The organism is Pantoea sp. EABMAA-21, from assembly GCF_030053335.1.
GTDB classification, from domain to species: domain Bacteria; phylum Pseudomonadota; class Gammaproteobacteria; order Enterobacterales; family Enterobacteriaceae; genus Pantoea; species Pantoea communis.
Genome location: NZ_JASGBX010000012.1, coordinates 147084 through 172082, shown reverse-complemented (window position 1 = coordinate 172082; position 24999 = coordinate 147084). Strand labels below are relative to the sequence as shown.

The 24999-nt window shown below is 52.7% G+C and carries 25 protein-coding genes; 9 read left to right on the top strand and 16 right to left on the bottom strand.

What is annotated here, in order from left to right; translation table 11 throughout:
- The first annotated feature begins 209 nt into the window (after positions 1-209).
- Complete coding sequence (locus QMZ65_RS18020) at positions 210-764, top strand: histidine phosphatase family protein (protein ID WP_283216457.1); 555 nt, start codon at positions 210-212, stop codon at positions 762-764.
- Positions 765-834: 70 nt separating this feature from the next.
- On the opposite strand, the gene QMZ65_RS18015 is transcribed toward QMZ65_RS18020, so the two are convergent.
- On the bottom strand, positions 835-1785 hold the full coding sequence (locus QMZ65_RS18015; RefSeq protein WP_160833968.1) for a YncE family protein: 951 nt from the start codon (positions 1783-1785) through the stop codon (positions 835-837).
- A gap of 416 nt (positions 1786-2201) precedes the next feature.
- Between QMZ65_RS18015 and QMZ65_RS18010 the strand changes: the two genes are divergently transcribed.
- A complete protein-coding gene (locus tag QMZ65_RS18010) occupies positions 2202-3215 on the top strand; it encodes a glycosyltransferase family 32 protein (protein ID WP_097118283.1) in 1014 nt (337 codons plus the stop codon).
- Here QMZ65_RS18010 and QMZ65_RS18005 read toward each other — a convergent pair.
- Positions 3189-4112, bottom strand: a complete 924-nt coding sequence (locus tag QMZ65_RS18005; protein ID WP_283216456.1) for a LysR family transcriptional regulator — start codon at positions 4110-4112, stop codon at positions 3189-3191. The genes QMZ65_RS18010 and QMZ65_RS18005 overlap by 27 nt on opposite strands.
- Before the next feature lie 120 nt (positions 4113-4232).
- On the opposite strand from QMZ65_RS18005, the gene QMZ65_RS18000 reads away from it, so the two are divergent.
- The 3 genes from QMZ65_RS18000 to QMZ65_RS17990 all read left to right on the top strand — a co-directional run bounded on the left by QMZ65_RS18000 (position 4233) and on the right by QMZ65_RS17990 (position 7796).
- Positions 4233-4622, top strand: a complete 390-nt coding sequence (locus QMZ65_RS18000) for a tautomerase family protein (RefSeq protein ID WP_034826287.1) — start codon at positions 4233-4235, stop codon at positions 4620-4622.
- Positions 4623-4834: 212 nt separating this feature from the next.
- Positions 4835-7126: a phosphatidylglycerol--membrane-oligosaccharide glycerophosphotransferase gene (gene opgB / locus QMZ65_RS17995; protein WP_283216455.1), complete on the top strand. Its 2292-nt coding sequence runs from the start codon at positions 4835-4837 to the stop codon at positions 7124-7126.
- A 199-nt stretch (positions 7127-7325) separates the two neighbouring features.
- Positions 7326-7796 carry a hypothetical protein gene (locus QMZ65_RS17990; RefSeq protein ID WP_283216454.1) on the top strand — a complete coding sequence of 157 codons (471 nt, stop codon included), beginning with the start codon at positions 7326-7328 and terminating at the stop codon, positions 7794-7796.
- Between the two features lie 32 nt (positions 7797-7828).
- On the opposite strand, the gene QMZ65_RS17985 is transcribed toward QMZ65_RS17990, so the two are convergent.
- The gene (locus QMZ65_RS17985) at positions 7829-8533 is read right to left on the bottom strand and encodes a GNAT family N-acetyltransferase (protein ID WP_160833963.1); all 705 of its coding nucleotides are present in this window, start codon (positions 8531-8533) and stop codon (positions 7829-7831) included.
- A gap of 106 nt (positions 8534-8639) precedes the next feature.
- Between QMZ65_RS17985 and pdxR the strand changes: the two genes are divergently transcribed.
- Positions 8640-10091, top strand: a complete 1452-nt coding sequence (pdxR, locus tag QMZ65_RS17980) for a MocR-like pyridoxine biosynthesis transcription factor PdxR (protein ID WP_097118279.1) — start codon at positions 8640-8642, stop codon at positions 10089-10091.
- 30 nt (positions 10092-10121) lie between these two features.
- Here the strand turns inward: pdxR and QMZ65_RS17975 are convergent, their stop codons facing one another.
- From QMZ65_RS17975 to QMZ65_RS17960, 4 genes are all read right to left on the bottom strand, one after another.
- Positions 10122-10616 carry an RcnB family protein gene (locus QMZ65_RS17975; RefSeq protein ID WP_034826295.1) on the bottom strand — a complete coding sequence of 165 codons (495 nt, stop codon included), beginning with the start codon at positions 10614-10616 and terminating at the stop codon, positions 10122-10124.
- A 160-nt stretch (positions 10617-10776) separates the two neighbouring features.
- A complete protein-coding gene (locus QMZ65_RS17970) occupies positions 10777-11955 on the bottom strand; it encodes a serine hydrolase domain-containing protein (RefSeq protein ID WP_283216453.1) in 1179 nt (392 codons plus the stop codon).
- Between the two features lie 147 nt (positions 11956-12102).
- Positions 12103-12885, bottom strand: coding sequence for a MetQ/NlpA family ABC transporter substrate-binding protein (locus tag QMZ65_RS17965; protein ID WP_058959406.1), 783 nt, complete (start codon positions 12883-12885; stop codon positions 12103-12105).
- Positions 12886-12903: 18 nt separating this feature from the next.
- On the bottom strand, positions 12904-13920 hold the full coding sequence (locus QMZ65_RS17960; protein ID WP_160833960.1) for an isopenicillin N synthase family dioxygenase: 1017 nt from the start codon (positions 13918-13920) through the stop codon (positions 12904-12906).
- 208 nt (positions 13921-14128) lie between these two features.
- Here QMZ65_RS17960 and QMZ65_RS17955 point away from each other — a divergent pair, with 208 nt between their 5' ends.
- Positions 14129-14806, top strand: coding sequence for a YecA/YgfB family protein (locus QMZ65_RS17955; RefSeq protein WP_160833959.1), 678 nt, complete (start codon positions 14129-14131; stop codon positions 14804-14806).
- A gap of 137 nt (positions 14807-14943) precedes the next feature.
- On the opposite strand, the gene QMZ65_RS17950 is transcribed toward QMZ65_RS17955, so the two are convergent.
- A complete protein-coding gene (locus QMZ65_RS17950; protein ID WP_283216452.1) occupies positions 14944-15993 on the bottom strand; it encodes a DUF1176 domain-containing protein in 1050 nt (349 codons plus the stop codon).
- Positions 15994-16380: 387 nt separating this feature from the next.
- Between QMZ65_RS17950 and QMZ65_RS17945 the strand changes: the two genes are divergently transcribed.
- Together QMZ65_RS17945 and QMZ65_RS17940 are read left to right on the top strand one after the other, a co-directional pair.
- Positions 16381-17526 carry a helix-turn-helix domain-containing protein gene (locus QMZ65_RS17945; RefSeq protein WP_097118274.1) on the top strand — a complete coding sequence of 382 codons (1146 nt, stop codon included), beginning with the start codon at positions 16381-16383 and terminating at the stop codon, positions 17524-17526.
- The gene (locus QMZ65_RS17940; RefSeq protein WP_097118273.1) at positions 17523-18023 is read left to right on the top strand and encodes a DUF4411 family protein; all 501 of its coding nucleotides are present in this window, start codon (positions 17523-17525) and stop codon (positions 18021-18023) included. Before QMZ65_RS17945 ends, QMZ65_RS17940 begins: the two co-directional genes overlap by 4 nt.
- A gap of 37 nt (positions 18024-18060) precedes the next feature.
- Here QMZ65_RS17940 and QMZ65_RS17935 read toward each other — a convergent pair whose 3' ends face one another.
- The 8 genes from QMZ65_RS17935 to fliA all read right to left on the bottom strand — a co-directional run bounded on the left by QMZ65_RS17935 (position 18061) and on the right by fliA (position 24879).
- Positions 18061-18390, bottom strand: a complete 330-nt coding sequence (locus tag QMZ65_RS17935) for a DUF1493 family protein (RefSeq protein WP_097118272.1) — start codon at positions 18388-18390, stop codon at positions 18061-18063.
- A gap of 80 nt (positions 18391-18470) precedes the next feature.
- The gene (locus QMZ65_RS17930; RefSeq protein WP_034826310.1) at positions 18471-18965 is read right to left on the bottom strand and encodes a chemotaxis protein CheW; all 495 of its coding nucleotides are present in this window, start codon (positions 18963-18965) and stop codon (positions 18471-18473) included.
- The gene (gene cheA / locus QMZ65_RS17925) at positions 18962-21049 is read right to left on the bottom strand and encodes a chemotaxis protein CheA (protein WP_283216451.1); all 2088 of its coding nucleotides are present in this window, start codon (positions 21047-21049) and stop codon (positions 18962-18964) included. Before cheA ends, QMZ65_RS17930 begins: the two co-directional genes overlap by 4 nt.
- Complete coding sequence (gene motB / locus QMZ65_RS17920) at positions 21036-21935, bottom strand: flagellar motor protein MotB (protein ID WP_283216450.1); 900 nt, start codon at positions 21933-21935, stop codon at positions 21036-21038. The genes cheA and motB overlap by 14 nt, the downstream gene beginning before the upstream one ends.
- Complete coding sequence (motA, locus tag QMZ65_RS17915; RefSeq protein ID WP_160833952.1) at positions 21932-22825, bottom strand: flagellar motor stator protein MotA; 894 nt, start codon at positions 22823-22825, stop codon at positions 21932-21934. Before motA ends, motB begins: the two co-directional genes overlap by 4 nt.
- Before the next feature lie 83 nt (positions 22826-22908).
- Positions 22909-23487: a flagellar transcriptional regulator FlhC gene (flhC, locus tag QMZ65_RS17910; protein WP_097118268.1), complete on the bottom strand. Its 579-nt coding sequence runs from the start codon at positions 23485-23487 to the stop codon at positions 22909-22911.
- A 10-nt stretch (positions 23488-23497) separates the two neighbouring features.
- Positions 23498-23839 (bottom strand): flagellar transcriptional regulator FlhD, encoded by a 342-nt coding sequence (flhD, locus tag QMZ65_RS17905; RefSeq protein WP_097118267.1) that lies wholly within the window; start codon positions 23837-23839, stop codon positions 23498-23500.
- Between the two features lie 311 nt (positions 23840-24150).
- The gene (fliA, locus tag QMZ65_RS17900; protein WP_097118404.1) at positions 24151-24879 is read right to left on the bottom strand and encodes an RNA polymerase sigma factor FliA; all 729 of its coding nucleotides are present in this window, start codon (positions 24877-24879) and stop codon (positions 24151-24153) included.
- Positions 24880-24999: the final 120 nt, after the last annotated feature.

The window sequence follows — 24999 nt, the reverse complement described above, 5'->3', positions numbered from 1 at the left end:
CATTCAAACCAACAGCAGCGCATTAACCTCAATGCAATTAACGAGCGTTGCTTATCATTAGCTGAGTTGTGGCTGATCCTTCATCGCGCTTTTTTTCGCACAAATCAGTTAAGATTTAATGACAATTGCGAATTAATCTTAAAACCCTTTCGCCAGTGCGGTTCAGCTATCACCTGCATTACACTGGGTAAAAATCACACAGGGCGCCTATGACCATCATCCTCATGCGACACGGTAAACCTGACCATCCGGTCAGCGGGCGCTTTACTGCGCGAGCGCTGGCCGACTGGTGTGAAGGCTATGACCTGGCCGACATTTGCGACTCGCCGCCGCCGCGCAGTATGGCCATCGCTCGAATGGCCCGCGTGATCGCCTCCAGCCCGCTACCCCGCGCGCGTTCATCGCTCACGCGTCTCGGCCTGCAACCGCATGAGGTGGATGAGGTTTTCAGTGAAGTGGCCATGCCGCTGCTGCCGTTCGAACGCCTGCACCTGCCGCTGACCGTTTGGCTCGCTCTTTTGCGCCTGTTATGGTTATGCGGTTACGCCGGGCATGTGGAATCGTTGACTCATGCCCGAGAACGGGCGCGTCAGGCGGCAGATAAGTTGGTCACGTTATCAAAACAGGGAACGGTGTTACTGGTGGGGCACGGCATCATGAACAAAATGATCGCCCGGGAATTGCGTAAACGCGGCTGGCAGGCGGAAAAACATGCCAGCAGCCGCCACTGGAGCAGCGCGATTTACCATCGCCCGTTTATTTAACCCTGTTACGTCCAATCAAACGTCGCGATCAGGTGCCTGACGAACGTTGCCACAAGGAGATGCCCCGCCGTCAGTTCAACTGGAAGTAACTCAGCACCTCACAGCCTTTTCCGGCGTTCGGGGTCGCTACCACTTTCATTTGCAGCAAATCAATCACGCTCAATGTTCCATCGCCTTCATTGGCAATCAGCAGTGTTCGATTATCAGCACTAAAACAGCCATCCATCGGTTTGTTGCCGACCGGAACATCCCCCAACGGATTGAGTAAATCATCAAACAGTGTGATGAGCGGCTCCTGATCGCCAATTGCTACCAATCGCTCACCGTTGGCGCTAAAACGTACCACCTGGCAGGGCTGTTGATGGGCCGTGAGTTTAATGCGCTGGCGAATACGATGGCTTTGGCGATCGACCACATACAGTAACGGCGCGTCGGCCGCGCTAGCGACCAGATAAGGATGCTTCGGCGAGGCCGCGATACCGGAGATCGGCCCCGGCAGCAGAATGTTGTCAATGATGCGCCCTTCTGCCTCGCACAGATCCACCACCGTGATGCTGGCGTCTTCTTCGTTCTCTGTGAACAATTTACGCCCGCTGGGTGAGAGCGTCAGACGATGCGCATTGTGCGATGGCAGCTTAATCATTTTTTCCACCCTATCGGTAACGGGATCGATGACTGCCACGGCCGCACTGTTTTCACAGCAGAGGTAGACTTTGCCATCGCGGCCCAATTGGCCACTGTGGGGCGACTGCAACGGAGATAAGTCGATAAAACCGCTGATCTGGCGTTTGCGTAGATCGATCACCGCCACTTTGTGACCGGGGTGGGGATTGTCTCCATGAATGCCATCACCATAGATCGGCACATAGGCTTTATCTTGCTCAGGCAACATCAGTAGCTCATGCGGACGCGGCGGAAACGCATTCAGCTCCTGTTGCACGGCAAAGGTGTCGGGATCGAGAAACAGAACCCGATTCCCCTGCTTATCGACCGCCAGTAATCCACGGTTGTGTGGCTGCATAGTGCCTCCTTTGTGTTAACCACCTCGTCTAAGCGTAGTTAACCTGCATCAGGAAGGGGCAAATCCCTGCCAGGCCAGCGAAAAATGTAGCCGCTTTAAACCATTTGAATGCGGGGATTTTTTATCTAAGCCGCAGCCAGCGCCAAGGCCAAGTTATTTTATTAGGAATAGTCCTAATGATGATTAATTATAAAATCAGTCGGCCATTCAATTATTTCCGGGAAATTTTACCCTTAACGGATCCTTCATTTTCCGTTTTATCTGAAAGAAAAAAAAAGTCATAGCCTCTAAGGCCAGAATGCTTTATTAAGCTGATGTGAGTACTTTTTACACACAGCCGTGAGGAAACATAAGAGCGCATAAGCTGCCAGCATCAGGGAATCCTTGCCACCATAATCACAATAATCAGGTGCACCATGAATAAAAAACGTCTCCAGCCAGCGCTCGCGCTCTGGCAGAACTGGAAAAGAATCGCTTTTACCAGCCAGACATTACTGCAGAAAAAACAGCATACTGCGCTCTGCGCGCCGGAGTACGATCCTCGCGAAGAGGACAATATCGTGTTGTTTTCTGGCGAAAAGTCGCTGCCAGAAATACCGAAAAAAGTGTGGATGTATTGGGATAATGAATATTTACCGAAATCCATGATGTTAAATATTCAAAAGCTGCGCAAAGATAATCCTGATCACGATATCTATTTGCTCAATCGATTAACGGTAAAAGAAGTTTTACCTGATTTTATTTTCACCTCAACATTATTAAGCGAACAGCAAAAAAGCGAAGTCATTCGTCTGGAACTGCTGTTGCGCTACGGCGGTATTGCCATTGATTGCAGCACGCTGTTATTTGAAGATCTCTCATGGGTACATCGTGCTCATCAAGAGCGCTGCATGGATGTGATTGGTTATTATCGTGAAAACTCCACCGTCAATTATCTGGCGCCAGTGATTGAAAACTGGTTTCTGGCGGCGGCTCCGAATAACCCGTTTATTCGTGAATGGCAGAAGCAATACGCCCCCATCAAACATCTGGGTGAGCAGAATTATTTCAACGAGCTCAACAAGCGCGATGACTTTTCACTCCTGACCCAGAAAATTGATCAACCTCAGCAGCAGTTGGGTTCACTGGCACAACAGGCGGCGATGCGGGAATATCGTCGGGTGAATCTCTATCTGCGCAAGTGTGAAGCCAACGCTTACTATTATCAGCGTTTGAGCGGCTGGAAAAGCGAGGCGTTTGCACATGCCATCCTGTTCAACCAGCGTCCTATGACACCACCACCGGTGATTAAGCTCAGCGGTAACGAACAGATGCACCTCGACTTCAACCTGCGTTTAGGCAATTACAACCGCAGCAGCCTGCTGGGTGAGATGATGCAGCCGCATGCGGCGATGGCGTTGGCTTCACCCATCAACAAAGCGCGCGCGTAGCCAGTGGATAAAGGTGGTCACCGCCCGTGGCACCTGTGCCGCATACGGGCGCACCACCCACAGCCGATCGGCAAAAGCATCCACGGTTTGCCACTGCGGCAGAACCTGTTGCAACGTGCCTGCTGCCAGCGCCGCCGCGGCGCTGAAATCGGGCAGCATGGCAATGCCCAGCCCTTGCAACGCGGCATCGCGGATTGATTCGCTGTTATTGGTGGCAAAATTACCCTGAATTTTCACCTGCACGGATTCACTGCCGCCACTCACCGGGCGGAAACGCCATTGTGGCGATTCCAGACCACGCGGGTAGTAGAGGCAGTTATGTTGCTGCAACGATTCTGGCACCTGAGGCACATCGTTTTGCGCCAGATAAGCCGGCGAGGCCACTAACAGCGCGCGCGTCTCACACAGCGGCAACGCCACATGGGTTTCGGGCAATGTCTGGCTGTGGCGGATGGCGAGATCAAATCCTTCACTGCCTAACGACACTAAGCGATCGGTAACATCCAACTGCAGCCGCACCTGCGGATACTCTCGCAAAAAATCACCGATAATCGGCACCAGCTGCTGACGTGCAAATGCCACCGGCGCGCTGACACGCACCAGGCCGCGAACTGGCCCGGCTTCATCACGTACGCTGAAAAAGCTTTGGGCGATGCGCGCGAAAGGATCGCGCAACTCATCCACCAGCTTCTCGCCCGCCGAGGTCAGACGCACGCTGCGCGTGGTGCGCTGCACCAGTGACACCCCCGCCATCTCTTCCAACTCTTTAATCTTTTGGCTCATGGCCGCTTTGCTGACATCTAATCGTTCAGCTGCACGAGTAAAACTGCCCAGTTCAGCCAGCACCGTTAGCCAGTGCAAATGCACCCAGAGCGCATCAGTTTTGATTTCTTTCATATGGATTGTTCAAAATAATAAATAATCATTTCAACCAGCGCGCTTTTTCTTTCCTGCAGCAAGCGGCAGCATAAAGCCACATCCTACTCTTATCTTGTGAGCAAAAACGAGGGTTTATTTATGCCGTTACTGACTTTTGATGTGATTCAGGGCCGTTCTGAATCAGAAATTCGTACCTTGCTGGACGCCGCGCACCGCGCGGTATTAACCGCGTTCAAAGTACCCGCGCGGGATCGCTATCAGATTGTTCATGAGAATAAACGCTATCAAATGGTGTTTCAGGATACCGGGCTGGGTTTCGAGCGGACCGATAACCTGGTGATGGTGCGCGTGTACACCAGCCCAAGAAGCGAAGAACAGAAAACGCTCTTCATGGCAGAGTTAGCGCGCGAGTTGCAGGAAAATTGTGGCGTGCAGGGCAACGATCTGATGATCAGTTTTATCACTAACAGCAAAGGCGACTGGAGCTTTGCCGACGGCGAAGCGCAGTATCTGACTGGTAAGCTCTAATCCCTCCTCGCCCCTCGCTGGCAGCGACGCGCGCGTTGCTGCCAGGTCAAACCATAGTCAATATAAACCTGCCTTAAACGGATCGGAACCCGCCGCACAATTCTGTGTGGTTATGTTGCAGCACTGTGACAGCCCATATAAATTGACGCATAACCCCCAAAGAGGGCCGAGGGCGCAGGGATGGCGTCACTAATTTATGTGAGGATCAAACCTTGTCCGAGTTGGTTTCGGTTGTACTCTTTTTAGCGGCAATCGCCGTTTACTCCTGTAAAGCCGGGCGAAATAAATTCTGGTTTATCCTGATCTTAGTGCTGCTCACGCTGTTTATCGTGCTCAATGCCACGCTGTTTGCCAGCAACTATTTTACCGGCGATGGCATCACCGATGCGGTGCTGTTTACCCTGACCAACAGCCTGACAGGTGCCGGCGTCAGTAAATATGTGGTGCCCGCCATTGGATTAATCATTGGCCTGTTTTTGCTGTTTTGCCTGCTTTCCTGGCTGCTACGCCGCCGTAGACGGCCGCATCATTTAGGCTGGAGTTTACTGGCTATCGCCTGCGCGGCAGGTTCGGTGCAAACCACACCTGCTTTTCGTCAGGTGAAAGATCTTATTGCCTCGCACTCACGTCTGGCCGACTCTGATTTCGATAACTATTATAAGACGCCCAATAAAACCATTCCCGAACCCAAACTTAACCTGGTGTACATCTACGGTGAGAGCCTTGAACGCACCTATTTTGATCAAGATGCTTTCCCCGGACTCGCGCCGGAACTGAGTCGCGAAAAAGACCAGAGCATCGATTTCAGTGAAACCGAACAGTTGCCAGGCACCGATTACACCATCGCGGGGATGGTGGCTTCGCAATGCGGTATTCCCCTGTTTGCGCCTTTTGATGGCAACGCCTCGGCCTCGCTTTCCAGCTTCTACCCACAGAATATTTGCCTCGGCGATATCCTGAAGAACTCCGGTTATGAAAACTGGTTTATTCAGGGCGCGGATTTACGCTTTGCGGGCAAGGACACCTTCCTGCTGTCACACGGCTTTTCGCCCGCACATATGTATGGTTCAGAAGAGTTAAAGAGCCGGGTTGCCGATCCTGGCTACCGCAACAACTGGGGTTTTTACGATGACACGGTGATGGATGAAGTGTTTGAGAAGTATGAAGAACTTTCACGTCAGCAAAAGCGATTTGCCTTATTTACCCTGACGGTGGACACCCATCATCCTGACGGCTTTATCTCGCGCAGCTGTCAGCGTAAAAGTTACAGCTACGATGGAAAACCCAATCAATCCTTCAGCGCTGTGGCATGCTCACAAGAGCATGTCGCGCGTTTGATTGCGCGTATCAAAGCGTCGCCCTGGTTTAAAAACACCATCATCGTGGTCAGTTCGGATCATCTGGCCATGAATAACACTGCGCATCAGTATCTGATTAAGCAGCCGCGCCGCGATCTGTTTATGGTGATTCGTGGTGACGAGCCACAGGCGGAAGTGCTGGATGGCAAACGCAGCACCCTGGATAACGGTGCCACGGTGCTGGATATTCTGGGTGGTGATAAGGCAATTGGACTCGGCCGCAGCGGCCTCTCTTCAACATCTTTATCGGCTCAGTTTGAAGACATGGCGCAGAAGGTGACGGCATGGAAATCCGATATCATTCAGCTGTGGAAATTCCCCAGTAAGATGGATGTCTTCACCATCGATCAGCCCAAAAACACCTTCAGCTTCTCGGGATCAACCTTCAAATTGCCGATTCTGTTCCGCGTCGGGCAGGATCGCGTCGAGCCACTGCCAGAAGGCGAATATTCTGCTCCACTGCGCTACCAGCTCGCGGACTTTACCGCCTCGGATAAATTCGTCTGGGTCGATCGCTGCTTCAAGATGGGCCGCTTATGGCAGCCTGATTTGGCCCTTTCTACCGATCTCTGTGTCGCCATGGGCCAGATGGGCGCAAAACCGACGGTAACGCGCATCGATAAACCGCAGTGGAAGGGCAAAGCGCAATTCCCGAAAGTCGAGGTGAGTGCCGCGACTTATCAACTTAACGAGCAGCAGATTCGCGTGGAAGATAATGCGATTCGCTATAACGCCGACAGCTTCCTGCTGACCGTGCCTGGCGCCCCCACTGGCGTGAAAGGTTTCACCGGGATTTCACGGCCCGAGAGCTGGGGAAGATGGTCGAATGCCAATCTGGCACCGGAAGTGAACATCGAATATGTCGAGCCGTTGCCCGCCCGTTTTGATCTGGTGATCACCGCACGCGCCTATGGCCCTAATGCGCATCGGCCCATCCCGGTGCGCGTCGGTGATGAGGAGCAGAGACTGAATCTCGGTGATGAATTCTCTACCACCACGCTGCACTTCAGTAACCCCAACGGCAGCCACAATTTGGTTATCGCACCGCCGGAGCCCCAGCCCTCCAACGATGGCAACATCACGGGCCAGGACCCGCGTAAATTGGGTATCGGTATGGTAGAGATAAAAATAATTCCACAGCCGTAACGCGAACTATTTCTTTCACAAACCAAGGCCTGCCTGTGCGCAGGCCTTTTTATTAGCCATTCACGTTACTCATTGTAAGCATTGATTTTTTTCGAGGTAGCGCGCAAAATCCATATTGTCACATTGAGAAACTATCACCCTCTGGATACGCTTGCTTCTTCATGGAACGACACCAGAGGAAATAAGGATGATATTGACAATGCTTAACACTCATAAAGCCTATAAAGCCTTGCAGGACGCGGGCGTTGCGGACAAGCAGGCCGAAGTCATGGTGGATATTTTTGCTGACATGCAGCAAGAAAATGCCTTAACCAAATTCGACTTGTCGCAAGCAACGGAAATCTTAGTACGAGAACAAAGAGCGACTAATCAGCGCATTGATTCTCTTGAAGGGCGTGTTGACAAGTTCGAAACTGAGGTCAATCAGCGATTTGACAAAATCGATGTGAAATTTGAAAAGATCGATGAAAGATTCGACAAAATCGATGTGAAATTTGAAAAGATCGATGAAAAACTCAGCCAGCACGATGCTAAATTTAACGAATTAGATCAACGCATGCAGATTGGTTTTACCGAGCTAAAACAAGACAATGTCTGGATGAGACGCATAATGTTCACTATCGCCACCACAATGATCGCGTTTACCACCAAATATCTGTTAAGCAACTGAGCCGGGTATCCCGCCCGGCTGTCAACATGCTATTAACGCTGCGCCTGCAACTTTGCGCGCTGCGTTCCATCCTCATTGAAATTGTCTGCTGCCAGCCAGCGCTCAAAGGCCTGTTTCAACTGCGGCCACTCTCCATCAATAATGGAGAACCAGCAGGTGTCACGGCTGCGGCCTTTGTACACGATGGCCTGACGAAAAGTGCCTTCAAATTGGAAACCTAACCGCAATGCTGCCTGGCGTGAGGGCTGGTTGCAGCTATCGCACTTCCATTCGTAGCGACGATAACCCAACTGCTCCAGTGCGTAGCGCATCAACAAATAGTGCGCTTCCGTTGCCATACGGGTTTGCTTGAGCAGCGGCGAAAAAGCCACATGCCCGATTTCGATTGAACCGTGCGTGGTATCGATGCGCATCAGCGCCAACGTTCCGACGGCACGCTGAGTCTGCAGGTCAATCACCGCGAAATGCATCGGATCGCGACCCTGCTCGATCTTGCTGGCATAGGCCAGATAAGCATCCTCATCGGTGAAAGGCTCAGCAAACATATAGGTCCAGTCACGCCCGTCGCTGGCCTGCGCATAGGCAGCATAGAGTTCGCGCCCATGGCGTTCAGCACTGAGTGGTTCCAGTCGGCAGTAGTGGCCGGTAAAGGTCTCATAAGCGGGCCAACTGCGCGATTGCCACTCTGGCAAAGGTGCGCCTACCGGTTGTCCGTACTGGTTAGTGTGTTGCGTCATCGCTCAATTCCTTTATCAGAGAATACCTGTTGCACAGCGTGCCAGTTCGCTGGCATGTTAAAAAGCACCATATTCAGTGAAATTTATGGATCCACGAAGAATCATAATGAATGAGAGTGAATTGCACAGCCTGCTACTGGCACCGTTACTTCCCGAGGGCGCACTTACGCTACAGCAGCAGCTGTTACAACGCATTAAACAAGCCATTCTGACAGGCGCACTCTCCGCAGGAACGCCTTTGCCCTCAACACGTCAACTGGCTGCCGACCTTAAGGTGTCACGCAATACCGTAACCGGCGTCTGGGCACAGCTTCAGGCCGAAGGCTTTTTGATTAGCGATCGTCAGGGCAGCCGCATCAGTCCTTTCGCGCAACCGCCATCCTCCCCTAATCACGACGTCAGCGCCAGTGACCTTCTGTTACCGCCAAGAGTGGCGCAGCTTCGCTCCAACCACCGCCCCCTAAGCCAGGAGATGGCGCTGCGGCCCGGTGTTCCCGCGCTGGCACACTTCCCGCTGGCCCAGTGGCGACGAACGCTTAATCGCGTGATGCAGCATCAGCCACAGCAGCTCCTCGGCTACGGTGATCCGCTCGGCGAGCCTGCTCTGCGTGCCGCACTGGCCCAACATCTGGCACTGGCGCGCGGCGTCCGCTGCACACCGGAGCAAATCGTCATTACCGAAGGCGCGCAGCAGGCGCTGACGTTGTGCGTGTCTCTTCTAAGCCAGCGCGGCGACATAGGTTGGGTGGAAGAGCCGGGCTATCGCGGAGCAAAAGCCGCCATGCGCCTTGGGGATATGCGCGTTGAGCCTATTCAGGTGGATGCACAAGGCCTGGCTCCGCAAACCCGTGACTGGCAACAGCGCCCGCCGCGGCTGATCTACAACACCCCAACTCATCAATATCCTACAGGCGTGGTGATGAGCGCGCCTCGTCGTATGGCTCTTCTCGCCACAGCGCGCCAACATCAGTCATGGATTATAGAAGACGACTACGACAGTGATTTCCGTTACAGCGGCGAACCGATCGCTGCGATGCAAGGCATGATGCAGCCATCATCGGTGATTTATGTGGGATCGTTCAGTAAAACGCTGTTTCCGGCACTTCGCATTGGATTTATGGTGCTGCCGCCCCAGCTATTGGCCCTGTTACGTCCGGCCTTGCATGAGTTACTGCGCGGGGGAAATCGCCCCGAACAGCAAGCGCTGGCCCAGTTTATTCACAGCGGGGACTACAGCCGTCATCTGAGCAAAATGCGTCGCCTCTATCGGCAGCGTCAAACCAGCTTGCGCGAAGCACTGTTGCTAACCCTGGGGACGCAGACGTCGTTGCTGGGCGGCGAGTGCGGCATGCATCTGGTATTGCGCCTGGCTGATACACAACAAGATGCAGAAGTGGTGGAGAGGCTGATGGCCAGCGGCTATGCGCCCGGTGCACTGTCGGGGTTTTATCTGGGAGAGGAAAAGCAACAAGGGTTGGTGCTCGGGTATGGCAACAGCAGTACCAGTCAAATCATTGCCGGCGTCGCGCGCATCGCGCAATGCCTGGACGTGAAGTAGCGGCGGCCTGATAGCCGCCGCGACAAAGGATTAACCTTTGAAGAAGATGTCGCCAGATTTACCCATCACAATTTTGCCGCTGTCGTCGGTGATCAGGATGTAGTTGGCATTGATATAAGCCCAGTGTGTACCAGGCTGCGGTGCTGGCAGGTGGCGTGGCTGCCACTCCACAATGGTGTACTGCTTTTTACGATACTCATCGGGTACCACATCACCGACTTTGTACTCTTTGTAGTCGATAATGATGGTATTCAGATCGTAATTATTTTGCCCGGCAGGGGCATCTTGCATCCCATTCTGCGATGGGCGAATCGGTGCCACATCACCGCTGGATTCGGCTGGTTCATTGCTGGCCGGGGCATCCACTGCCGGAGCCTGAGTTTGTGCGTCGGGTGCGGTCTGCTGCACCTGAGGTGGCGGTGGTACGTTATCCGTTTGCTCGCCTTCAGCCAGTGCGGCTGGAGTCAGGCTCAAAGCGCCCAGAAAAATTCCTGCAGAAAGAAGGGTGACGTGTGTCCTGCGCATTGGTGATTTCCACTCTGGTTAATTATTAACTGTCCAATCTACTGACAAGTGCAGCACGCACAAGGTTCCCCCGGCGCGTTTTGCGCGTCAAATTTCGCTGCACAGCATACCTCAGCAAAAGCGACTTTTGGCGCAGTAAAATTGCAAGCAACCATGTTCGCTACTCTGCCTGATTCTTCTGTGCCAGATCCATCAACAGAGCAATACCCAGATAGTTGCTCCAGTTAAAGGCGTTCTGCAGCACCACAATGGCATTGCCATTTTGCTTATCAAATCCGATAAAGCTGGAGTAACCGCCAATGTAACCCACCTGGTAAGTGATTTTCTGATCACCATAGGTGTCTGTTACCCAGGCAATATTCTGCGACTGATTGCCATGTTGCTCGTAACCGTGATTGACCTGCGCAAAAGCCGCATTGATGGGTGCGCTGGCGTCATTTTGCAGATGCGCATCCAGATAGCGGATTAAATCACGTGCGTTGCTATACAAACTGGCGGCGGCCACCATGTTATTGCTGAATGCCCAATCCGGCGTCAACTCACCACGCGGAATCAGCTTTGGCTGGTCGCCCGCATGGCCCAGCGCACGCATCGGATAGCCACGCAGGCTTTGTGGTTTGAAGCTGCTGCTGGTCATGCCCAGGGGTTGGAACAGATTGCGTTGCGCCAGGCTTTCGATGCCCTGATGCAGACGATGCTTCAGAATATAGCCGAGCAGCGCATAGCCCAGATTGGAATACTGCGCCGCGGGTTTTGCTGGTGCGTCAAAATCAGCCAGATAGCTCAGCACTGCATCGCTATCGAGGTTGCCGTAAAAATTCTCACCGCTGCGCAGATACGCCATAAATTTCATAAACATCGGTAAATCCATATCCTGACGCGGCAGGCCAGAGGTGTGCGTGACCAGTTGCAGCAGCGTGATGCGTTTTGCATCTTCACTGAGCGGCACCTCCGGCGGCAGCAGCGTAGCAAGCGTATCCTTCCAGCGCAGCTCACCGCGATCCACCAGCTCAATGATCACCTCCGCCGTTATGCCTTTGCTGAGCGATCCAAGCGCAAACAACGTATCGGGTGTGATCGGATAACGGTGTACCGCATCAGTTACGCCAAAACTATAAAACTGCGCAGGCTGGCGCTGATGGATAATCGCAATGCTGATGCCCGACACCTGCTTTTGCTGCATGTAATGCCGCACGATATCATCGACGTTTTCATTGAAGGTCGCATGGGAGAGATAGACTTTATCGCCGACCGGCGCAGAAGTTTGTGACAGCGTGCCACAGGCGTTCAATAGCAAACTGAAGCACAACAGCAGCGATCGCGGAATGATGCAGCGCATCACCGATTATTCCTGGTGAAAGTTTTCATAGCAATTGATTTATAAGATATTTTTTATTTTTAGCAAAAAGTGCGATGGGTGTTTGTGGCGAAATATAACACAGAAGAGGTGAATCGCCACCTGCCAGAAACAGGTGGCGAGGCGGGATTATGGGTTGACCGGAATCACCGAACCTTGATAGTGCTGGTTGATAAATTCAGCAGTTTGCTTTGACTCCAGATCTTTGGCTAATTCGAGAATCCGCGGATCATGGGCCAGTTTTGGCGTCGTCACCAGCACGTTCGCATACGGATTATCTTTTGCCTGCTCCAGCGCCAGCGCATCTTTCGATGGCACTAACCCCGCCTGCAACGCGTAGTTACCGTTAATGATCGCCAGTTGCGCATCATCCAGTGCACGCGGCAGCTGTGGCGCTTCGATTTCAATGATCTTGAGGTGATGCGGATTGTCACTGATGTCTGCCGTCGTCACCAGTGAACTGGCGTTGCTGCCCTTGAGCTTAATCAGACCGCTATCCTGCAGCAGATACAGCGCACGGCTGAGGTTCGTGACATTATTGGGCACCGCGACCTGCGCGCCATCAGGCAGATCTTTCAGGGATTTCACTTTATGCGAGTAAATACCCAACGGCTCAATATGCACCGTCGCCACCACTGCAAATTTCTCCCCCAACGCTTTTTCTTGATCGCGCAAATAAGGCACATGCTGGAAGTAGTTTGCATCCACATCGCCGCGCGCTAACAGTTCATTGGCGTTAAGATTTCCGTTGAGCTCAATCACCTTCAGATCGAGCTTTTTATCGGTTTGTTTGATGTGGTTGAGGATTTCGCTGTGCGGCACCGGATCGGCCGCCACACGCAAGGCAGCTGCCGAAGCATAAGTGCTGAATACCGAGAGCAGTGCCAGGGTTGCTATCACCTTTTTAGTCATGTGCTTTCCTTACTTTTATTATGATTGAACCGTGTTCTGGGCGTCGGCGTAGTAACGCGCTGCCACGTCGCGATGCGATCGCAAACGCCCTTTGAGATAGTTCCAGCCCACTTCACGCAGCAAGGGATTGGCGGGATCGCTGGTCGGCCCGTGCGCTTCTGCCGCCAGCTGCGGCGGTAATTGATAAATCGGCACTTCGGCATCCAGCTGTGCACCGAGGAAAAAGGCGATGGAAACACGCTCTTTGCGTGCAGGCGGCGATACCACACGGTGAACCGTGGCACGCAGATAACCATTGGTCGCAATCTCCAGCAATTCGCCGATATTCACCACAAATGCGCCCGGTTTCGGCAATGCATCCACCCAGTGACCCGGCGTCACTTCAACCTGTAAGCCGGGCTGCCCATCCTGTAGCAGAAACGTCAGGAAGCCTGAATCTTTGTGCGCGCCGACGCCCTGCTGGCTGGCATCGCTGGCCTGGCCGGGATAACGAATCAGTTTCACATGCTCGTTGGGATGCGTGCCGTACAGTGCATCAAATGCATCTGGCGGCAGCGACAACGATTTGGCAAACGCACGCAACAGGCGCAGTGCAATCCCGGTCATCGCCTGCTGCCAGGCGTGGATCACTGGCCTGAGCTGCGGCAGCGCCTCTGGCCATAGATTTGGCCCCTGCAGACGCTTCCAGGCGGGATCGCCCGCTTGTAACGCTAACGCCACACGTTCCGCGCCAATATCAAACTGCTCACGCTGGTCGCGTTGCTCACGGGTATATTCCACGCCAGCCCGGTTGTAGCCGCGGAAATGCGGTGAGTGGATCATCGAGACACGCTGCTTCTCCTCATCCGGCAGGGCAAAAAACGCCTGGGTGATGCTTTGCACGTTCTGCAGCAACTGTGGATTGATGCCATGATTGATCAGGTAGAAAAAACCGACATCGCGCGCCGTGGTGCGCAGTTCGGCGAGATAAGGCGACTGATCAGCATTCGGGAGTTCCAGCAGTGCCAAATCCAGCACCGGCAATGTTTCTGCCATACAATTTGGTCCTTAACGCAGTAAAGTTCTGCGTTTACGCTGCCACTGGCGTTCCATTCCAGCCAATACTGTTGCGCAATATGTTATGGCGAATGATTTTTAGGAAAGCTTCAGCAATCTATATGCAAAAAGCGGTAAATCCGTGCCGCTTACCGCTATAATCGCGCCGTCAAAATTTTGCCTACCCGCACCGCACAGGAGATGCCGTATGAACCAAGGCCCGTTAACCGAGAAAGAACTGAACTGGCTGGAAGATATGCTGGAGAAATACGGCAATGAACAGTCGGTGGTGGATACTTCCGAGCTGGATGGCATGCTGACGGCTCTGCTCTCCGGCCCGAACGATATCGAACCGAGTGAGTGGCTGGTGGCGCTGTGGGGCGACAAGAAACACATTCCCAAATGGGCCAACGAGCGTGAAATGGATCGCTTTATGGCGCTGATTTTCCAGCACTTCAACGACATTGCTGAGCGTCTGGCTGATTTTCCGGATCAGTTTGATCCCCTGTTTGGCATGCAGGAGATGGAAGGTCAGGAGTTCACTGTGGTGGAAGACTGGTGTTATGGCTATCTGCGCGGCGTAGCGTTAGATCAAGATTGGGATCAACTGCCTGAAAGCCTGCAACCGGCGATGGCCGCCATCACGCTGCACGGCAGTGAAGCGGAATTGGCAAAGCGTGAAGCGTTCTCGCCAGAGGAGTTTGAGGCCAGCATTGACGCCATTCGCCCGGCGGCGCTGGAGTTGCATGAATACTGGCAGGAACAGCGCATGGCACAGCCCGATCCGGAACCCCAACTGCCACACTTCGCGGGCGAGAAAACCGGCCGTAACGATCCCTGCCCGTGCGGCAGCGGCAAGAAGTACAAGCAGTGTTGCGGTAAATAACGCCTCATCACCGTGAGAGGGCGCCAGGTCGCGCCCTCTCCTCAATCTACTTTCAATGCTGCAACTTCACTGAACCCAACTCAGGGCGTGTAGGGCGATTAGGCCCTTGTGCCGGCTTCACAAAATCTCACAACGCATTAAGAGGCGGGCTTCACCTCAGTGACCAGGGTCGGCAATTGCCATGCACCGCCAGCGCGAATCGCACGACACATGCCGGTGGTAGCATCACTGCTCTGCACGAAATCCTTGCCATCCCATACCCAGGCCGCTGTACTCCAGCAGTCGCCAATACCGCGGCCTTTCTGCGCCTCGGAAATCACGCCCTGGCTGTAATCGGAACCGGAATCGGTGATCAGCTGCGGTTTACCCTGAAATGCACGATCCATCAGCCAATAGCCATAGCCTTCGTTATAGGCACCGCGCCAGCACAGCGCGGCAATCAGCACATGCGTATCATCCACTGGCGTTAACGTGAGCGGCTCAGCGCCCTCTTCAGGTTGATCATCCGTAGGGTCCAGATTATCGCAGCTGTCGTCATCGGTCAGCGAAGCAATCAGCTTCGGCTTGAGCAACGCCAGTTCATCCGCACTCAACGGACGAGGCGCGGCTTTCTCAACTTTGACCTGCTGAATCACCGGCATTGCGACCGCCGCAGGAACACTGTTTTCAGGCTTATTGCCCTTGCGCACCAGCGCGCCAGGCGTACTCAGACGACCCTGTGCATCGTCCATCTTCAGCAGCGTGGCAAAGGCACCATTGCTGGAAAGCTCGAACGGCTCTTCGCCGCCGCGAAACTCCACTTTGCTACTGCCTTTGATGGCATTAATCAGCGCCAGCGTTTGCGCATCGGTCAGCGTCCACTCATCGTTCTCGACTTTGGTGACCTCGCCCTGCGCGTGATCATCAATCCACAGCGCCAGTGCATCCACTTGCCTGGAGTCATCATCGCCAGTATCGGCCAGCACCACGCATCCATGGGTCGGTGCATTGGGCCCGCCCTCACGTGTGAGCAGGACTGAACCACCCGCGCCCTCTTCAGCGCTGTAACCCGCAGCGCGGCAGGTTAAGGTATTGTCGCAGGCGAGTTCCCAGTCTTTATGGCTGAAGGAGACGCCATCTTCATCTGCCAGCAATGGCACGCTCAAACTGGTGAGCAGCGCGAACGCCAGCAGCAATCGGGTTTTCATGCCATCACTCCATAACGGTAAAGGTGGCTAGTGTGATGATTTTTAGTGCGCGGGAGAAGTGAATTTTTTGCGCTGATAGGTTTTCCATGATCCTGCGTGATAATGACGCCACACCAGTGAATCGGATGCCCCGCAAGAAAATAAAACTCACTGTTTCCTCTTTTTTTAATAGATTTTTTTAATAAGTGAACGGCAACTGGCGCGCTGATATTAGAGCAGAAAAGGAGTCTGAAGTGGCATGACCGCTGGGTTGATGGAAACATCGGCGTTAACGTTTCACGTAATGAGCCACATTGGCTTGAGTGGAACGCGTTATTTGGTCAGGTATTGAACGACTCAAAGCTTGCGCACATACTCTCATCACATTCATTGAACGCCCGATGCCTTATGACAATTGCCAATATTAATCCTGCCATGCTCAGTTGGTCCCGCGAACGGGCAGGTTTTACCCTGGATAAATTGGCACAAAAGTGCGGCATCAGCCTGGAACGTCTACAGGAATGGGAAAGTGGCCAGCAACCCTTAACATTCAATCAGGCAATGGCGTTTGCTGGCAAAGTACATGTTCCCTTTGGCTACCTTTTCCTGCCCCATCCTCCCGAAGAACAACTGCCCATCCCAGACTTGCGCACAATTGGCAGCAAAGGGCCACTGCGCCCAAGTGCTGAATTGATCGACCTGCTGAAAGTTATGCTGATGCGCCAGGAATGGTACAGAGAGTACTTACAGCAACAGTTAATTGCGGCACCCAATATTAGTGGGCGTTTTACCGTCGGCAGTTCAGCTAACGCGATAGTTGAGGATATGCGCCACAAGCTTAATCTACCGGCGCACCCAACACGCGGTACCTGGGAGAGCTATTACAATGAATTGATAAAGCGTATCGAAGATCTCGGTATTCTGGTAATGCGAGCGCCTTATCTCAATCATCATACGCGTCCTTTCAACGTGGATGAGTTTAGAGGATTCGCCATTGCGGATGATTTTGCTCCCATTATTTTCATAAATCATGCAGATACACCCGGCGCTCGACTAGTTACGTTAATTCATGAGCTTGGTCATATCTGGATTGGACAATCCGGTGTTTCTGATGGAGGCACATCAACTCACAGACAGGAAGAAATCCTGTGCAATGCCGTTGCTGCCGAATTCCTGGTTCCGGCGAGTGAATTCCTCTCTTTATGGAATACCTATAAGGAAAACTGGCGCGAAAATCTTGCCCCGCTGGAAGGGCATTTTCATGTCAGTTGTTGGGTCATCGCCCGCAGAGCTTTGACACTTCAGTTGATTTCCCATGAGGATTATCAGCAATTTATCCAAGAGCAGAAACTTGCCCATCAACAGCGCAGTAAAAATGATAGCGGCGGTCCCAGTTATTTCAGAACGAAGAAGGCACAAATAAGCCCCTCTTTTTCTCGTGCTGTCTTAAGCCAGGCACTGAGTGGTCAAATGTTATTACGTGAAGCCAGCGATTTGCTGGATGGTATGCAGCCTTCCAGGCTATCAAAATTTGCAGAGGAGATGGGGCTTTGAAATATTTGCTGGATGCAAACACTTATATCATGGCGAAAAACTTTTATTACGGAATGGATATTTGCCCCGGCTATTGGGAATGGCTGGATAGACAGTTTGCATTCAACATTGTCGGCAGCGTAGACATGATCGCCCGCGAATTACGAGACGGAAATGATGAGCTATCAGACTGGGTAAAAGCGAGGCCTGCACATTTCATTGCTAATGATGATCATGATACCCAGCTGATTTTTCAGCAAATAGAGGAAGGTGTAATGAAAGCCGATTTCAATCCAGGGTCACGCGATTTATTTCTGGCAAAAGCTGACCCATGGATTATCGCAAAAAGTAAAAGCATCGGGGCTACCGTTATCACGCATGAACTTCCTCTGCCTGCCAACGCACGCAAAGTGAAAGTGCCCAATATCTGCCGCCAATTTGGTGTTCCTTGCATGACCACATTTGAGTTTTTAAGAAAGCTCAACGCGCGTTTCGTGCTGGAACGGCACGATTATTAACCGCAACTGCACGTGAAGTGATCGCGGGGCGTTGGTATTACTCATACAGCCAACGCCCTGCTTTGGCGGATTCAATCAGCATACCCAGGGTAAAGTCCGGCACCACCGGGACTTCTCGCTTATTGAAGGGATTCAGGATCTGCGCCAGTGACGGTTCTTCCGGATAGTAGGTATCAATCATAAATCCGCCGCGATCCACCTCGAATTCGCTGAAGAACTCGTCCATTAATGCCTGCACTTCTTCGCGCTCGAAGTTAAGATCGGTATCGATATCGATCTGTGGCGTCAGCGTTTTTTGTTTAAACAGATAGACGCCGTCGTAGCGACGTACTAATTCGTAGATACGCTGGTCGATTTCGTCGGTCATGATCCACCTCCTGTTAAACGAGCGGCTATTCTGCCATGCAATCTCATCCGCCTGGTAGCGTAAAAGATAGCGCGGTGCCGCTACGCTAACGCATCGGTCACAGCATCCATGGCATCCAACTCCTCACGGCTTAGCAGTTTCTCAATATTCACCAAAATCATCATACGATTATCCACCACACCCAGACCCAACAAATAACGGCTGGAAAGCGCTGCCGAGACATCTGGCGTGGGTTTGATCTGCTCGTGATCCAGTGACAACACGTCCACCACGCCATCCACGACAATACCGACAATGCGGTCGCTGAGATTCAGCACAATCACGACGGTGTTCTCATTCTGGTGAACCACCTGGAGGCTGAACCGCACGCGCAAATCTACAATCGGCACGATGACACCGCGCAGGTTGGTCACACCGGTGAGAAAGTCCGGCGCATTGGGCACGCGCGTCGCCCGGTCGCAGCCACGGATCTCCTGCACTTTGAGAATATCGATGCCGTACTCTTCATCGCCGAGACGAAAAATCAGATACTCCTGCGCTGCCGTATCACTCTGAAGCGCTTTCGATAATGTCATGCTGCTACCTCCTGTTGGCTGACACGCAGACGGTCAGCGTTTTCCTGTGGATGCGCTAAGGTTGCCAGCTCAACCACATCCAGAATCAGCGCCACGCTGCCATCACCGAGAATGGTGGCAGCAGACACGCCGGTCACTTTGCGATAGTTTTGTTCGAGGTTTTTCACCACTACCTGCTGCTGGCCAATCAGCTGATCGACCCACAGCGCGTAGCGACAGCCGGCGCTCTGCACAATCACCACGATGCCGTTATCACTCGGGGCTTGCCCGCTTACCGAAAAACGCTGACGCAGCATCACCAGCGGCAAATACTCGCCGCGCACCTGCAGCAAACGTTCGTCACCCACATAGCGGTACAGCATCTCCTCCTGCGGCATCAGCGATTCCATCACCGCACCCAGCGGCAACACATAAATCTCCTCGGCTACCCTGACCAACATGCCGTCGAGGATCGCCAGCGTCAGCGGCAACAGGATGCGGACTGTGGTGCCCTTTCCCTGCCGCGATTGCACCTCCACATGGCCGCCCATCGCCAGAATATTTCGCCGCACCACATCCATACCCACGCCGCGCCCGGAGACATCGGTGACACTTTCTGCGGTGGAGAATCCGGCGGCGAAGATGAGCATCCACACTTCGTCATCGCTGAGCGTGTCGCTAATGCTCATGCCCTGCGAGCGCGCTTTGGCGAGAATTTTTTCCCGGTTCAAGCCCGCGCCATCATCCGTTACTTCAATCACGATGTTGCCGCCGTGATGTTCAGCGGAAAGCGTCAGATTGCCGGTGCCCGGTTTGCCTTGGGCAATACGCTGTGCTTTGGCTTCAATGCCGTGATCGAGACTATTGCGCACCAGGTGAGTCAGCGGATCGATAATGCGTTCAATCAGGCTTTTATCCAGCTCGGCAGATCCGCCTTTCAGCGTCAGCTCAATCTCTTTGTCGAGACGCGAACCGAGATCGTGCACCAGACGAGGAAAACGGCTAAAAACGTAGTCCATCGGCATCATACGAATCGACATCACCGACTCTTGCAGTTCACGCGTGTTGCGCTCCATTTGCGCCACGCAGTTGAGCAACGCGTCATGATTGGCGTTATCCAATGTTTGGGTGAGCTGAGACAGCATTGCCTGGGTGATGATCAGCTCGCCGACCTGATTAATGATTTGATCGACTTTGCTAACGGCAACACGAATGCTGCTGGATTCCTGGCTGGCCGCACGCGGCGCGGTGGAAGGCGTGGGTGCCGGGGGTATAGACGTGGCCGTAGAAGTGGCCGGCACCGGAGCTGTAGAAGTGCCCGGGGACGCGGTTGGCGCCGGAGCAGTAGAAGTGCCCGGGGACGCGGTTGGCGCCGGAGCAGTAAGCGGCACCGTAGATGTCGGCGCAGAAGGTGCAGCCAATACGGAAGCCGTGGGCTCGGGTTCCGCAGTCAATGTGGGGGCAGCAGGTACGGCGACCACCGGTTCAATAGCGATCTGCGTGTCATTCAGCACAAAACCAAGCACCGCACGAATATCGTCGGCTGGCGTAGCGGTGGCGAGCACCACTTTCAGGCTTTTCGACGTCTGCTCCTGATGGCGCAGCGATCCGAGGTTTTCCAGCTCTTGTCTGAGCAGCGTTTGTTCGCCTTCTTCGATATCACTCAGCGTAATGCATAATTCAGCTTCAGCGGCATCACCTGCTATCGCAGCTGGCTCGGCAGCCTCAAGCGCAATCTGCCGCAGGGCTTCGCAGATGTATTGAAAGCGCGCCTCATCGGGCGGCTGAGACGCGCGGTACGCGGCAAGCTGGTTTTGCATGATGTCTTTGCTCTCCAGCAACAGCTGAACCGTTGCCCGGTTAAGCCTGCGTTCACCGCTGCGCGCCTCATCCAGCAGGTTTTCCAGCAGATGGGTGGTTTTCTGCAGCGCATCAAAACCAAAGGTACCCGCCCCGCCCTTCAGCGAGTGCGCGGCGCGAAAGATGGCATTGAGCTGCTCAATATCGGGCGCGGCAATATCCAGCTGCAACAGGTGCAGTTCCATCTCTGCCAGCAACTCTTCAGCTTCACTGAAAAATATCTGCGAAAAATCATTCAATTCCATCGGAGTTTCCTTCAACAGGCTGAATGGAGGCATCCTGCAATAGGGCATCAGGGTGCTGCGCGAGGGTATTTTCCATCTGGATCTCCTGCTCTTTCATGTGGCTGAGGACAAGAATGCTGATGCGGCGATTACGCGGATCCTCTGGTCTACTTTCTTCCAGCGGCATACGGCTGGCGGTGCCAATCACCCGCAGAAAACGTTCATCCGCCAATCCGCTATGGGTCAGCACGCGTCGCGTGGCGTTGGAACGTCCCGCTGACAGTTCCCAGTTGCTGTATCCACTGACACCGCCCGCGTAGGGCAGCGAATCGGTGTGGCCGGTCAAACTGATCGCATTCGGCAACTCGTTGAGCAGCGGCACCAACGCCTCCAGAATGCCCAACATGTAGGGTTCGGGCTGCTCGCTGCCCAGCTTGAACATCGGGCGCTGTTGCGAATCGGTAATCTGAATCAGCAGACCATCCTGCGTGAGCGTCAGCAGCAGATTTGACTGGAAATTATTCAGTCGGGGATCGGTGGCAATCATCTGCTGCAGTTTCTGTTTTGCCCGCTTCAGGCTCTCCATCTGGCGCTTTAACGCATCCAGCCTGCTTTTATAGACTTCGCCCTGCTGTTTAATCAGATCGTCCCCGCCGCCGGGAATGACGCTGTCGCTGAGGCTGGCTTTGTTGCCCTGCGCCAGCGTGGTTTTTAACGGGGTGCGAAAGTAATCGGCAATCATTTCGCGTTGCTGCGCGGTGGACTGCGACAGTAGCCACATCACTAAAAAGAACGCCATCATCGCGGTGATGAAATCGGCATAAGCGATTTTCCACGTCCCCCCATGATGCGCATGTTTATGCTTTTTACGGCGGCGAACGATGATGACCGGGCTGCCGTCCTTCATGCGCTGGCGTCCGACGGCTTCATTTTGCTGGCGTTCGATTTCACGCTACGCACGTGCTCTTCCAGCTCTTCAAAGGAGGGGCGTTCGCTGGTGAAGATGGTTTTGCGACCAAATTCCACCGCAATCTGCGGCGCATAGCCATTTAGGCTGGAGAGCAGCGTGACTTTGATGCACTGCAAAATTTTGACCTGATCGCTGCTCTTCTGTCGTAGTAGCGTGGCGAGCGGCAATACAAAACCGTACGCCAGCAGGATGCCAAGGAAGGTGCCGACCATGGCGTGGGCGATCAGCACGCCCAGCTCGGAGGCCGGTCGATCGGCGGCGGCCAGCGCATTCACCACCCCCATCACCGCCGCTACGATTCCGAAAGCGGGAAAGCCATCACCCAGCGTGTTCATGCTGTTAGCCGGCACTTCCAGCTCCTCTTCGCAGGTTTCAATCTCTTCATCCATCAGCGCTTCGATTTCATGCGCATTCATGCTGCCGGCGATCATCAGGCGAAAATAATCCAGCACGAAATTTTTTAGCATGGGGTCATTGAGCAGACGCGGATAGGCGCTGAAGATCTCACTGCTTTCCGGTTCTTCAATGTCCTTCTCCAGCGACATCAACCCTTGCATGCGACTCTTCGACAGCAAGAGGAACAGCAAAGCCATCAAATCCATGTAAATCGCTTTGCTGTAGCTGCGGCCAACAAACAGCTTTACCAACGCTTTGCCCGTGGCCTTCAGCGACTTAATATTGTTGCCCACCAGAAAGGCACCCATACCCGCGCCACCAATGATCAGCAGTTCGATAGGTTGAAACAGCGCGGCCATTTGACCGCCAGCCAGCATAAATCCGCCAAACACTGTTGATATAACAACAAGATAGCCAAAAATAACTAACACGATTGCTCCTTGTATTATTGATAGCCCGCGCCAGACTGGCCACGGGCGTATGACTTTCTTGTCACTGAAATAGGGCTAGCGCCTCAGGCAATGACCGGCATAAAAGCGGCGGCGGCCTGAATGTGCCGTTGATTAACGTGGTCAACCTGAGATTTTTTACTGGCGCGTGAGGGTGGGCTGCACAAACTGCAGGTAAAGGGTTTCTTGATGTTCTCGGTGATCACCACATATCCCCCCTGACAGATCCGGCACGCTTTACGGGAAATAATGCCGCACTCAATAAAGCGAACTAACGTCCAGGCGCGCGTCAGACCTAATATGGGCTCCTCATGACTCTGACCGTAACACTGTTCCAGATAGAGCCGATACGTTTTCATCAACACGTTAATCGGCGGACCTTTTTCCGTCACTTTCAAATACAGGTAGATGTTATAAAACATCGACGAGTGAATATTCTGTTCCCACGACATAAACCAGTCTTCGGAGAAAGGCAACATGCCTTTCGGTGGTGGGCATCCACGTAACTCCTTATACAAGCGTAATAGTCGTCGTCGACTTAGAGATGTCTCAGATTCTAAAACCTGCATACGTGCTCCGAGAGAGATCAACTCCATGGCGATTTGAACGTCATGCACTTCCTGCAATAAATTTCTTTCACTCATTCTCGCCCCCTTAATCCACAGCCATAGGTTCTTTATTAATTGAATTAAGCAAATCCGTCGACAAGATAATGCCGGTGTGAATTTTCTGCAGAGCCTCAATCCGCGATTCTTTCGTGAGATTCTCAATCAAGACTTCATCATCAATGCGTAAGCGGCAAATTAATTGATTGGTCGAGGCCAGCTTCATCAATTGGGGTAACGTCAGCGCCTTCAAATTATCAGTGGTAGACTCCGATAATCCAAGGCGAAAACCTGCCGCAAATTTATCCTGTCGAATTAATTGTTGCGCCAGTAGAAGGTAAGATAAATTCATATCGTGGATATGCTGAAGATACTCATCAAAGTCAGACATTGATAACACCTTATATTTATCGTGCAAAGCAGAGGTCATTAAGAGAGGAATATCCATTCCCCATGTGATGCTGATAATCGTGTGGTCGTAGGGTGAACATTTTTGTGACTATCGATCATCCCAACAGCCGACGATTGAGCCGCATCCAGCAATGAAAAAATGATAGCCATCAGAAATTTCCGTAACAACACGTCAGAAAACCCTCACATGAGAAACCCAACTAACCAAATGATTAATAACGATAATAATATTATTAATTGTTATTAATTATCGATGATGTCCTTTTACAACTTTGCAGGTGCTGCATCACTTTAGATTGCTCCATCATAATCCATTCGACTACGCAAACGTTTTATTGCCAGACTGTGAAGTTGACTCACTCGTGTTTCCGTAATGTCGAGAAGTAAAGCAATCTCGCGCATATTGAGATCATAGTGATAATAAAACTGTAAGATGCGCTGCTCCCGCTCAGGAATATAACGTACGTAGTCAGCAATACGCTCAATCAAATCCTCCTGAATAGAGTGATGCAGGGGGTTCAGCAAGGCATGTTCTTCATCAGCTTGTTCCCAAAGATCGGCATAATGCTCTTGCAATTCATCCATGGAAAAAAGTTGGCTGTTGTTATTATCTGCCAGCATCTGTTGAAAATCCCGCAGCGATACGCCCATTCGTTCGGCAATATCTCTTTCACTGGCACTGGCGCCCTGCTCCTGTTCAATTATCTGGATAACCGCAGATATCTCACGCGAATGGGTTCTGACCCGACGCGGCACCCAATCACGTTCTCGCAATTCATCGATTAACGCCCAGCGCACGCGTTGTGTAATCCAGGCGCTGAGCGTGACACCTTTCTTCGCGTCATAACTGTCAACCGCAGCAATAAATCCTATCGCACCTGCCTGAATGAGATCATCGAACTCGACGCTAGCCGGTAATCTTTTTTGCAGGCGTAACACTTCCTGCCGCACCAGATAATGGTAGGTTAGCCACAGTTCGTTTTTATCATTCAGACCGGATGCGTTATATAACCTATCCATATTGCCACCCATCTGATAGTCTTGTTATTAATTATCAGCTGAGCGTTATTATTTATATAGCGCAATAAGCTCTTAGTACCTGGGCTATTTAATCTCTTTATTTCACTAATGGGTAATACG

Bases quoted from the DNA above. Each gene is read 5' to 3' on its own strand.
- QMZ65_RS17930 (WP_034826310.1), bottom strand. From the start codon at position 18,965: ATGACATTATCGAAAGCGCTTCAGAGTGATACGGCAGCGCAGGAGTAT.
- QMZ65_RS18015 (WP_160833968.1), bottom strand. From the start codon at position 1,785: ATGCAGCCACACAACCGTGGATTACTGGCGGTCGATAAGCAGGGGAAT.
- QMZ65_RS17965 (WP_058959406.1), bottom strand. From the start codon at position 12,885: ATGACTAAAAAGGTGATAGCAACCCTGGCACTGCTCTCGGTATTCAGC.
- motB (WP_283216450.1), bottom strand. From the start codon at position 21,935: ATGAAGGACGGCAGCCCGGTCATCATCGTTCGCCGCCGTAAAAAGCAT.
- QMZ65_RS18000 (WP_034826287.1), top strand. From the start codon at position 4,233: ATGCCGTTACTGACTTTTGATGTGATTCAGGGCCGTTCTGAATCAGAA.
- QMZ65_RS17955 (WP_160833959.1), top strand. From the start codon at position 14,129: ATGAACCAAGGCCCGTTAACCGAGAAAGAACTGAACTGGCTGGAAGAT.
- flhC (WP_097118268.1), bottom strand. From the start codon at position 23,487: ATGAGTGAAAGAAATTTATTGCAGGAAGTGCATGACGTTCAAATCGCC.
- fliA (WP_097118404.1), bottom strand. From the start codon at position 24,879: ATGGATAGGTTATATAACGCATCCGGTCTGAATGATAAAAACGAACTG.
- QMZ65_RS18010 (WP_097118283.1), top strand. From the start codon at position 2,202: ATGAATAAAAAACGTCTCCAGCCAGCGCTCGCGCTCTGGCAGAACTGG.
- QMZ65_RS18005 (WP_283216456.1), bottom strand. From the start codon at position 4,112: ATGAAAGAAATCAAAACTGATGCGCTCTGGGTGCATTTGCACTGGCTA.
- pdxR (WP_097118279.1), top strand. From the start codon at position 8,640: ATGAATGAGAGTGAATTGCACAGCCTGCTACTGGCACCGTTACTTCCC.
- QMZ65_RS18020 (WP_283216457.1), top strand. From the start codon at position 210: ATGACCATCATCCTCATGCGACACGGTAAACCTGACCATCCGGTCAGC.
- flhD (WP_097118267.1), bottom strand. From the start codon at position 23,839: ATGTCTGACTTTGATGAGTATCTTCAGCATATCCACGATATGAATTTA.
- QMZ65_RS17960 (WP_160833960.1), bottom strand. From the start codon at position 13,920: ATGGCAGAAACATTGCCGGTGCTGGATTTGGCACTGCTGGAACTCCCG.
- QMZ65_RS17985 (WP_160833963.1), bottom strand. From the start codon at position 8,533: ATGACGCAACACACTAACCAGTACGGACAACCGGTAGGCGCACCTTTG.
- QMZ65_RS17975 (WP_034826295.1), bottom strand. From the start codon at position 10,616: ATGCGCAGGACACACGTCACCCTTCTTTCTGCAGGAATTTTTCTGGGC.
- QMZ65_RS17935 (WP_097118272.1), bottom strand. From the start codon at position 18,390: ATGACCGACGAAATCGACCAGCGTATCTACGAATTAGTACGTCGCTAC.
- QMZ65_RS17950 (WP_283216452.1), bottom strand. From the start codon at position 15,993: ATGAAAACCCGATTGCTGCTGGCGTTCGCGCTGCTCACCAGTTTGAGC.
- QMZ65_RS17945 (WP_097118274.1), top strand. From the start codon at position 16,381: ATGACAATTGCCAATATTAATCCTGCCATGCTCAGTTGGTCCCGCGAA.
- cheA (WP_283216451.1), bottom strand. From the start codon at position 21,049: ATGGAATTGAATGATTTTTCGCAGATATTTTTCAGTGAAGCTGAAGAG.
- QMZ65_RS17990 (WP_283216454.1), top strand. From the start codon at position 7,326: ATGCTTAACACTCATAAAGCCTATAAAGCCTTGCAGGACGCGGGCGTT.
- QMZ65_RS17970 (WP_283216453.1), bottom strand. From the start codon at position 11,955: ATGCGCTGCATCATTCCGCGATCGCTGCTGTTGTGCTTCAGTTTGCTA.